This window comes from Azospirillum baldaniorum (genome assembly GCF_003119195.2).
Taxonomy (GTDB): Bacteria; Pseudomonadota; Alphaproteobacteria; order Azospirillales; family Azospirillaceae; genus Azospirillum; species Azospirillum baldaniorum.
On sequence record NZ_CP022255.1, the window covers coordinates 803387 to 810374 of the forward strand.

At 67.6% G+C, this 6988-nt stretch carries 13 protein-coding genes; all 13 read right to left on the reverse strand.

Annotated features, from left to right (window positions below):
- Positions 1–45: 45 nt before the first annotated feature.
- A complete protein-coding gene (locus Sp245p_RS26080; protein WP_041813914.1) occupies positions 46–267 on the reverse strand; it encodes a hypothetical protein in 222 nt (73 codons plus the stop codon).
- On the reverse strand, positions 260–553 hold the full coding sequence (locus Sp245p_RS26085; RefSeq protein WP_014199466.1) for a hypothetical protein: 294 nt from the start codon (positions 551–553) through the stop codon (positions 260–262). The genes Sp245p_RS26080 and Sp245p_RS26085 overlap by 8 nt, the downstream gene beginning before the upstream one ends.
- Complete coding sequence (locus tag Sp245p_RS35965) at positions 546–1016, reverse strand: hypothetical protein (RefSeq protein WP_014199465.1); 471 nt, start codon at positions 1014–1016, stop codon at positions 546–548. The genes Sp245p_RS26085 and Sp245p_RS35965 overlap by 8 nt, the downstream gene beginning before the upstream one ends.
- Before the next feature lie 3 nt (positions 1017–1019).
- Complete coding sequence (locus Sp245p_RS26095; protein ID WP_014199464.1) at positions 1020–1541, reverse strand: hypothetical protein; 522 nt, start codon at positions 1539–1541, stop codon at positions 1020–1022.
- Positions 1542–1545: 4 nt separating this feature from the next.
- The gene (locus Sp245p_RS26100; RefSeq protein ID WP_014199463.1) at positions 1546–1740 is read right to left on the reverse strand and encodes a hypothetical protein; all 195 of its coding nucleotides are present in this window, start codon (positions 1738–1740) and stop codon (positions 1546–1548) included.
- Between the two features lie 258 nt (positions 1741–1998).
- A complete protein-coding gene (locus tag Sp245p_RS26105; RefSeq protein ID WP_129557234.1) occupies positions 1999–2454 on the reverse strand; it encodes a hypothetical protein in 456 nt (151 codons plus the stop codon).
- 10 nt (positions 2455–2464) lie between these two features.
- A complete protein-coding gene (locus Sp245p_RS26110) occupies positions 2465–2713 on the reverse strand; it encodes a hypothetical protein (RefSeq protein ID WP_014199461.1) in 249 nt (82 codons plus the stop codon).
- 653 nt (positions 2714–3366) lie between these two features.
- Positions 3367–3978 carry a hypothetical protein gene (locus Sp245p_RS26115; RefSeq protein ID WP_014199457.1) on the reverse strand — a complete coding sequence of 204 codons (612 nt, stop codon included), beginning with the start codon at positions 3976–3978 and terminating at the stop codon, positions 3367–3369.
- Positions 3975–4664: a lambda exonuclease family protein gene (locus Sp245p_RS26120; RefSeq protein WP_014199456.1), complete on the reverse strand. Its 690-nt coding sequence runs from the start codon at positions 4662–4664 to the stop codon at positions 3975–3977. The genes Sp245p_RS26115 and Sp245p_RS26120 overlap by 4 nt, the downstream gene beginning before the upstream one ends.
- Positions 4661–5188 carry an HNH endonuclease gene (locus tag Sp245p_RS26125; RefSeq protein ID WP_014199455.1) on the reverse strand — a complete coding sequence of 176 codons (528 nt, stop codon included), beginning with the start codon at positions 5186–5188 and terminating at the stop codon, positions 4661–4663. Before Sp245p_RS26125 ends, Sp245p_RS26120 begins: the two co-directional genes overlap by 4 nt.
- A gap of 11 nt (positions 5189–5199) precedes the next feature.
- The gene (locus Sp245p_RS26130) at positions 5200–6414 is read right to left on the reverse strand and encodes a coiled-coil domain-containing protein (RefSeq protein ID WP_014199454.1); all 1215 of its coding nucleotides are present in this window, start codon (positions 6412–6414) and stop codon (positions 5200–5202) included.
- A gap of 46 nt (positions 6415–6460) precedes the next feature.
- Complete coding sequence (locus Sp245p_RS26135) at positions 6461–6658, reverse strand: hypothetical protein (protein ID WP_014199453.1); 198 nt, start codon at positions 6656–6658, stop codon at positions 6461–6463.
- On the reverse strand, positions 6655–6988 hold a 334-nt coding region (locus Sp245p_RS26140; RefSeq protein WP_211114925.1), incomplete at its 5' end, for a hypothetical protein. The genes Sp245p_RS26140 and Sp245p_RS26135, both read right to left, overlap by 4 nt.

The following is a 6988-nucleotide window of genomic DNA, read 5'->3' on the forward strand; positions in this document are numbered from 1 at the left end:
AGAACTCGGCAACGGACGTCTCTGACAGGTACTCAGTTGCCATGCCTACACCTCTCCCTGCGCTGCGCCGGCCGGGAACAGGATGGCCGTCAGGGCCGCGACATGCTTCGCCGACGAGCGGAGCAACAGCACATCCATTTCCTTGACCTTCTCCTTGCGTCGCAGGCGTTCGGAAACCGCCATGGCCTGCCGCTCCAGCGTGTGTGCGTGGTCTGCCAGTTCCTTCGCCACGGCCCAATAGGCGATCTCGTCATCCGGCTCACCCATTCCCGCCTCCCTGCGCTTCCCGAGCGGCGTCACGGTCACGCATCCACGCGAGATAGGCGACGTCCGCCTTGGTCATCTGCACCTTGTCATTGAAGGCTGTGCAGCGCGGACCATTCTCGTCCTGTACCCACTCCTTCGGGTATTCGGGCTCTTCGATGTCGTGGAAGAAGGCTGCCCCCGCGATCATGCACGGGGCGCCGGGTTTCGCCTTGGTGCAGTGGGCGCACCAGTGGGCATGGAAGATGTCGCCTTCGGTCCCATTGCTCGGGCGGTACGGTTTAGCCATGGTCGACACCCTCCGTCTCGGTGGTCAGGAGGGCGGCGCTGCGGTCCGGCCCCATGTCCCGCATGGCGAAGACGCGGACAGCGCCCTTGTCCAGGTCGTGGGCTTCCATGAGCCATTGCGGCTCGGGGTGGTATTCTGTGGCGCCGTGGTAGACCCGGATCGGGATGGCCCGGCGGGTGCCGTGCTCGCCGCGCCAGTTCGTGTAGGTGAAGACGAGCGGCGGCGGGGGCGGCTCCGGCTGAACTCCCGCGCGCCGGTCCAGCCAGTCGGCGGCCTCGGCGTAGCCCAGTTTCCGCAGGGAGTCGGACGTCATGTAGAACTTGTTTCCGTCATCGGTCCACCCCTTGGCCCGCCGGTCCTCCACATGCGCGGTCGGCGCGATGCCAAGGTCCACCATCTCGTCAATCGCCTTATCGGAAAGCCCGGACCAATGCTCGGCGGCGTCCTCGCGATCAATGCCCATGCTTCAGCCCTCCGTACCGGTGGTTTCGCCCTGCGCCTGCTGTGCGCCCGCTGAGAGGGCGGCGAGATACGCCTTGCGCTCATTGTCGTCATGCGGCTCGAGCTTCCAGTATTCGGTCGCCGTGATGTAGTCCCGCAGCGCTGCCTCTCGCGCCTCTGCGGCGGCAAGGGCGGCCTGCGCTGCGTCACGCTCGGCGATGGCCTGGGTGGCGCGGGCCAGGGCATCGTTTGCGCCTCGCAGCAGGAAAGCGATACACGGGTCGTGATCTTCGTCCTCGCAGGAGGTCAGGCGCTTGTGCTCCGCCTCCATCTCCGCGACGCGCGAGGACAGGGCGTCGAGCAGGTCGGCGGCTTGGTCCCTGTCAATGTTGGCCTTGGCGAACATGATGCGCAGTTCGAGGCGCCCGGCCTTGGTGGATGCGAGGTCATCAAACGCATCTTGGAAAGCGCCAAACACGCGTTCTTTGTCTGCGCGGCGACGGAGGTCTTCGGCGCTCATCGGCGCCGGGGTGTGGGAGGTGGTCATGGGGTCAGTCCTGCGAGCGTTCGTTGATGCGGCCGGTGACGAAATCCTCGGCGATGCTGTAGGCGCGACCTTCGGCGTCAGCGGGATCGTTGCAGAGCGGTACCGCTGCAACACAGCGGTCTTTGCGCTTTGGCGTGTGCCGGATCACCAAGGCATGGGAACCGGAGCGCGTCACGGTGTAGTGGCTGCTCTGCGTCATCCCATCGCCTCCCTGGGGCGGGAGCGGAGGCCGAACCAACGGCGCGGCGCCCGTGCGCTTCGATCAGGGCGTTCGCCTGCTCCGCCGTCAGGCCGGACGCGATGTGTCCGTTCGGGCCGTGGATCGCCACCCGTTCGTCGCGCCAATCGCCGACCATGACGAACCATCCGTTGTCAGTCTCCCCGCTCTGTGCCGCCGGAGCGGCAGGAGAGGCGGAGAGGCGGCGCAGTTCATCCGCGGCATCATCCATGGCTTCGATCAGTTCATCGGTGTCCAGAGCCTCGTTGTTATCGAGCGCGGTGGAGAGCCTTTCGAGATGGCGGGCGATTTCGATGAGGTCTTGGGCGTCCTCCACCCTCCCGGCGCTGCGGCGGGCGCAGAGACAGCGCGGGCGGCGGAGAGGCGCCCGGCCACCTTGGAAAGATCGAACCGGCCGTCAATGGTGACTGGACCGCTGGCGGAGAACTCTCCAATGAAGGACGTGCCATCCTCAGCTGACAGGGCGTCGTAAAGCGCACGCGCCATCTCTTCGGCTCCGGACGGGGCGGCCTCCACGGCGGGGCGGCGGGAGGCGGCGACAAACTGGCTGTGCCACCGCGCGTAGCTTTCGCACCATTCGGCATTGGGGTGCATGAGTGGGATTGGCGGCATCGGAAAGTCGGAGGCGGAGAGACCCGCTTCGCGGTGCGCCTGCCGTTCGGCTTTGGTGGTCATGGTGGTCTCCTCAGGCCGAGGGCGTGGCGGGGAAAAGCTTGGCCGCGCACAGGAAATCTTCGGGATCGACGTTCGGGAGGTCGATGTGCTGGCCGCCTTCGAGGATCGCGACCATCTCCGGGTAGCCGGTGCCGTCCGGATCGCGCGGCTCGGTGGGAACGGATTTGACAAACCGCATGGCGCCGTTCGGGTCGTGCCAGAGGACTATCGGGAGGGATGCCACGGCTTCCCGCAGCGCGTTGATCTGCTCATCGGTCATTTCGGTCTCCTCAGGCCGAGGGCGTGGCAGGATGACGGATGCTCGGGAACGGGTAGGCGCGGGTCTCGCCCGTGCCACCACCCGTCCTTCGTCCACCTCCGACCGCAATCGGTGGTGACGATCTTCCCTTTGATGCGGTGATGTGCTGGCGGCCCATGGCTTCCCCGTTGCGATTGACGGTTTCCACTTCATCGCCGACGCGGAAGGGGTACTCGGGAGGCTCCGGCAGCACGTAGGTAAGTCGTCATGGTGTCGGTCTCCTCGCTCTGCGCTCAGCGCGGAGCGGTGGGGGTGGTGAGTTGGTCGCGGACCATCTGTTGGCTTTGAGGCGCCACTTCCCAGCCGGTCGCTTGAGTGCGGCGGTGATGAGAAAGCCGAGGTCGCTGACCGGGACGCGGAGAGCCTTGGCGATGTCGACATGTCCTGTCCTCGTTCCAGAGCTGCACGGCTCGTCGGATTTGGCTTCGTCCATGGGGGCCTCACGCGCTTAGCGGCTTCGTGCCGGCGTCTGTCGCGTCGATCCGCGCCAGGAACTCATCAGTCCAGCGTGTCCGGGCAGCGCTCGTCATCGGCGCGCGTGTCCAGGTGGTCGAACCGGTGCGCTTCCTTGGCGCGGCGGGTCTGCGCGATCTCGCGCGAGCTGGGGCGGCGGCTCATTCGGCGTTGTCCTCGGCGTAATCGGTTGCGCCGGCTGCCGGCATATCGGTCATGGCGGCGCGACGCTTGCGGTCCTCGTGGTCGGCAGCGAGGGCGCGTTGACCGGCGGCGCCGATGCGCTTCCAGAACGCGGCGTAGGCGCTGGTTCCGCGCTCGACCGCTTCTTCAGCCTCGGCGCCGAGGGCTGCAGGGTCGGGCCCTTCGCCGTTGTTCTCCGCTCCCAGAGGCTGCACGACGAACGGCTTCCGGCTTCCGCGCGTGGCGGTCAGGGCCAGCTTCCGCGGCCCGTCGATATGGCTCATGTGCGAGATGCGAATCCCGCCAACCTGCTGGCCGCCGAATGCGACCGTCTCGTCGCGGTAGAGGGTCATGGACCGGCCGGCGTAGGCGGCGCCGTCCGGGCCCCACAGGCTGACCAGCACGCGGCGCATGCTCTTGCAGGGCTTGTACGGCTTCCCGTCGTCACCCTCGAAATTAATGGCGATCGGCTGGTCGGCGGCGGCGAGGAGCGACACCCGCGTGACCCGGATCGTGCGCGGGCCGCCGATCAGGTCGTCAGCGTTCATCTGGTCGCTCTTGGGAGCGATCGTCTTCCTGATGTCGATCATATGCGGATCTCCATTTCGACGCGCCGCGCAGTCATCGGCATGCGCGCGGCGGCGGCGTGGTAGCGCTCAAGCGCGAGCGAGAGTCGATGCTCGAACGCCCCCGCAGCCTCGATGATGGCGTCTTGGGTCTTCGGGTCTGGATAGGCGCGGACCACGAACAGGGGCATGCCGCCGCAATAGCTGATGTAGTCCAGCCACTTCCGCCCGGACACGAGAAGCCCGGTCTGAACCTGGATGAGATGTTCGGCAGGAACCGTGCCGTTGACGATGGTCTCAGCCTGGAACTTCTGCCGACGGCTCTTGATCTCGATGAGCCCGTCATCCCCGACCAGTCCGTCGGGGGAATAGCCGATCGTGAACCCCCACCGGTCATTGGTGATGAAGCCAACCTCCTCGACGGGGGCGAACTTCTCGGCGTAGAGGGCGCGGGCGGCGATTTCGTCGTCCCAGCCGCGGATCATGTCGTCGCCGATATAATGGGGCTCGACATGCTTCGTGACCCGCTGGGCCAGCAGCTCGTAAAGGTGGGCGCGTTCCTTCTCATTGCTCGCGATCTTGAGCGTCGGCGTGATGATGAGTTTCATTTCGGAGGCGGTGAGGAGGCCGCAGCGGGCGGCGAGCCATTCATCGGTTCCTTGGACGAGCCCGTCGTGGTGGACGATGTGGGTCTTGCTGATGACGCTCATGCCGAAATTCCTTCCTGCGAGGCTGCATCCTTCGTCATGCGATCCCGCGCCCTGACCTTCTCGGCGACGGACAGGTGCCCGACGGACTGATTGCAGGCGGCGTGCGCCAGGACGAGGTTGCTGATGTGGTTGGGTCCGCCGTGGACAGCGGGCACGAGGTGCTCGACGGTGATGTCATCGCCGAGGGGCCGGCCGCAGAAAAAGCAGCCGTCGCCGTCGCGGGACAGCAGGGCGTTGATCTGGTGACGGACCTTGCCCTTGCCCTTGGCCTTGCGAGCGCCGACCGACCATGACGCTCCGGCCCGGAAGGCGGCGAACGCCTCATCGGCGCCACCCTGCCAGCTCGACACCTGCCCCTTGCCGTTCCGGTAGACCACACCGATTCCCTGCGGCGTCGTGAACCGGGCGACCTCGAAGGCGTTGGATGGGGCCAGCACTTCGGACCCGCGCGACACCAGGAAGTCCTTGAACTTCGGGAAGTGTTTGCGGAAGGCGTCCACGCTGGCCGGGAGGGTGGCGTTCATGCTGGCCCCGCTCAGTAGGAGATGCGGACGCAGGGCACCTCGCCCTTCGCGATCGCCTCGACCGCGGTGCGGGCGGCGCCCTCTGACAGCCCGGCGGCGACGAGTGCGTTCATCGCGGCGCGGTTGATGGACCCGCGGTGCGCCCGATCCTCCTCGCGGCGGCGCTGCGCCTCCTCCTCGGCCTTGCGCTCGTCCTCGACCCTCTGGCGCTCACGGCGCGCGGCCTCCTCCTCCCGCTGCCGGGCGCGCTCTTCGGCGGCCTTGCGGTCTTCCTCCGCCCGGCGCTCGGCCTCGATGCGGTCGCGTTCCGCTCGCTCCTCCGCCTCCTTGGCGCGGCGCTCGGCGTCCAGCCGGTCCCGCTCCGCCTGGGCAGCGCGTTCCTCGGCCTCGGCCTTCTCGCGCTCGACGCGGGCCTGCTCGGCAGCGGCGCGCTCACGTTCGGCCTGGGCCTCCCGTTCGATCCGCTCACGCTCTGCCGTGGCGGCACGTTCGGCCTCTTCCCGCTCCTGGCGGGCCTTCTCCTCCGCGTCGCGCCGGGCCTGCTCAGCAGCGCGGTCGGCGGCTTCCTGCTTCTCGCGCTCGATCCGCTCGGCCTCCTCGCGGGCGGCGCGCTCCGCAGCTTCCTGGCGCAAGCGTTCCAGTTCGGCGCGCTCGGCGTCACGCTGCTGACTCTCCAGCAGGGCGGAGCGCAAGCGGATCACGGCGGCCTCCTTCGCCTCGGCCGCTCGCTTGGCGAACTCCTGGAACCCGTCGGTCGGCGTGGCCTCGACCATAGCCAGCGTCTTTGCAATCTCCTCGGTGGTGCCGGGAGCCGCGATAGAGAACGCCGCGATCCCAGCCTCGTGCTGCTCGACGCGCTTCTCCTCCGCCGCCTCGAACTCGTCCAGCGGGCGCCGCACGTCGTCGCGCAGCTTGTCCAACCGGTCACGCACCACGCGCCGGTCGGCGTCGATCAGTGCCGCCTTCGCCTTGATGTCGGCGACCAGATCCTTGCCCATATCGTCCAGGGCGGTCTTGCTGCGCGCCACCTTGTAGGCCAGCGAGGCGATTTCCTTCCGACCCTTCGGCGCGCTGACGTCCAGCGTGGCCGCCGTGGCGCGGGCTTCGGCCTCCAGCTTGGTCAAGATTTCGTCCACGCCGCCTGGGGCGAAAACCTTGGTCGGCACGAGCGCCGTCACGTTCACGACGGCGATTTCGGTCTTGGCTGCTTCGAGAGTTTCGGACATGGCGATTCCTCATTGTCCGCGGCGGCGGCCGGCGGAGCGGCGTTGGTCAGAGCCGGGTGGCCGGCTGGAAATTCAGGCGCTCCAGGTGGGCGATCGCGCTTTCGAGGGCGGCGCGTTCCGCCCGCTCCATCTCGGCGACGATCTGCTGGACCTCGGCGGCGGTGTAGGCGAGCGGCTGGCCGGACGCGGCGGCGGCCTTGGCGTCGAGCTGGAGCCGGGAAAGGCCGATGGCGAGGAGCGTCATGTCCTGGCCTCCGCTTCCCGGCGGCTGAGGTAGCTGCGCAGCTCGTCCCAGCCGGTCACGTTGTCCGGGTCCTTGTCCTTCATCGTGCCGCGGACGTCGCCTTGCAGGTCTTCCAGCGCATCGCGTACAGTCCCCACGCTCAGTTTCATGCTGGGGAACTGCCGGCACTTGTCCCCGACCGCATCGCTCAGCGCGAAGTCGAAAGTCCGGACCGCGCGAAGCAGCTTCGCCAACGTCTCGGCCTCTTCCAGGTCGAGCTTGGACATGTGGGCCATCGTCAGTTCCTCCGGCTGGCGGCGCGGGGCACCAGCATGGACACTCGCGAGTCCA

Coding starts and splice junctions, on each gene's coding strand:
- Sp245p_RS26080 (WP_041813914.1), bottom strand. CDS start 267: ATGGGTGAGCCGGATGACGAGATCGCCTATTGGGCCGTGGCGAAGGAA.
- Sp245p_RS26085 (WP_014199466.1), bottom strand. CDS start 553: ATGGCTAAACCGTACCGCCCGAGCAATGGGACCGAAGGCGACATCTTC.
- Sp245p_RS35965 (WP_014199465.1), bottom strand. CDS start 1,016: ATGGGCATTGATCGCGAGGACGCCGCCGAGCATTGGTCCGGGCTTTCC.
- Sp245p_RS26095 (WP_014199464.1), bottom strand. CDS start 1,541: ATGACCACCTCCCACACCCCGGCGCCGATGAGCGCCGAAGACCTCCGT.
- Sp245p_RS26100 (WP_014199463.1), bottom strand. CDS start 1,740: ATGACGCAGAGCAGCCACTACACCGTGACGCGCTCCGGTTCCCATGCC.
- Sp245p_RS26105 (WP_129557234.1), bottom strand. CDS start 2,454: ATGACCACCAAAGCCGAACGGCAGGCGCACCGCGAAGCGGGTCTCTCC.
- Sp245p_RS26110 (WP_014199461.1), bottom strand. CDS start 2,713: ATGACCGATGAGCAGATCAACGCGCTGCGGGAAGCCGTGGCATCCCTC.
- Sp245p_RS26115 (WP_014199457.1), bottom strand. CDS start 3,978: ATGATCGACATCAGGAAGACGATCGCTCCCAAGAGCGACCAGATGAAC.
- Sp245p_RS26120 (WP_014199456.1), bottom strand. CDS start 4,664: ATGAGCGTCATCAGCAAGACCCACATCGTCCACCACGACGGGCTCGTC.
- Sp245p_RS26125 (WP_014199455.1), bottom strand. CDS start 5,188: ATGAACGCCACCCTCCCGGCCAGCGTGGACGCCTTCCGCAAACACTTC.
- Sp245p_RS26130 (WP_014199454.1), bottom strand. CDS start 6,414: ATGTCCGAAACTCTCGAAGCAGCCAAGACCGAAATCGCCGTCGTGAAC.
- Sp245p_RS26135 (WP_014199453.1), bottom strand. CDS start 6,658: ATGACGCTCCTCGCCATCGGCCTTTCCCGGCTCCAGCTCGACGCCAAG.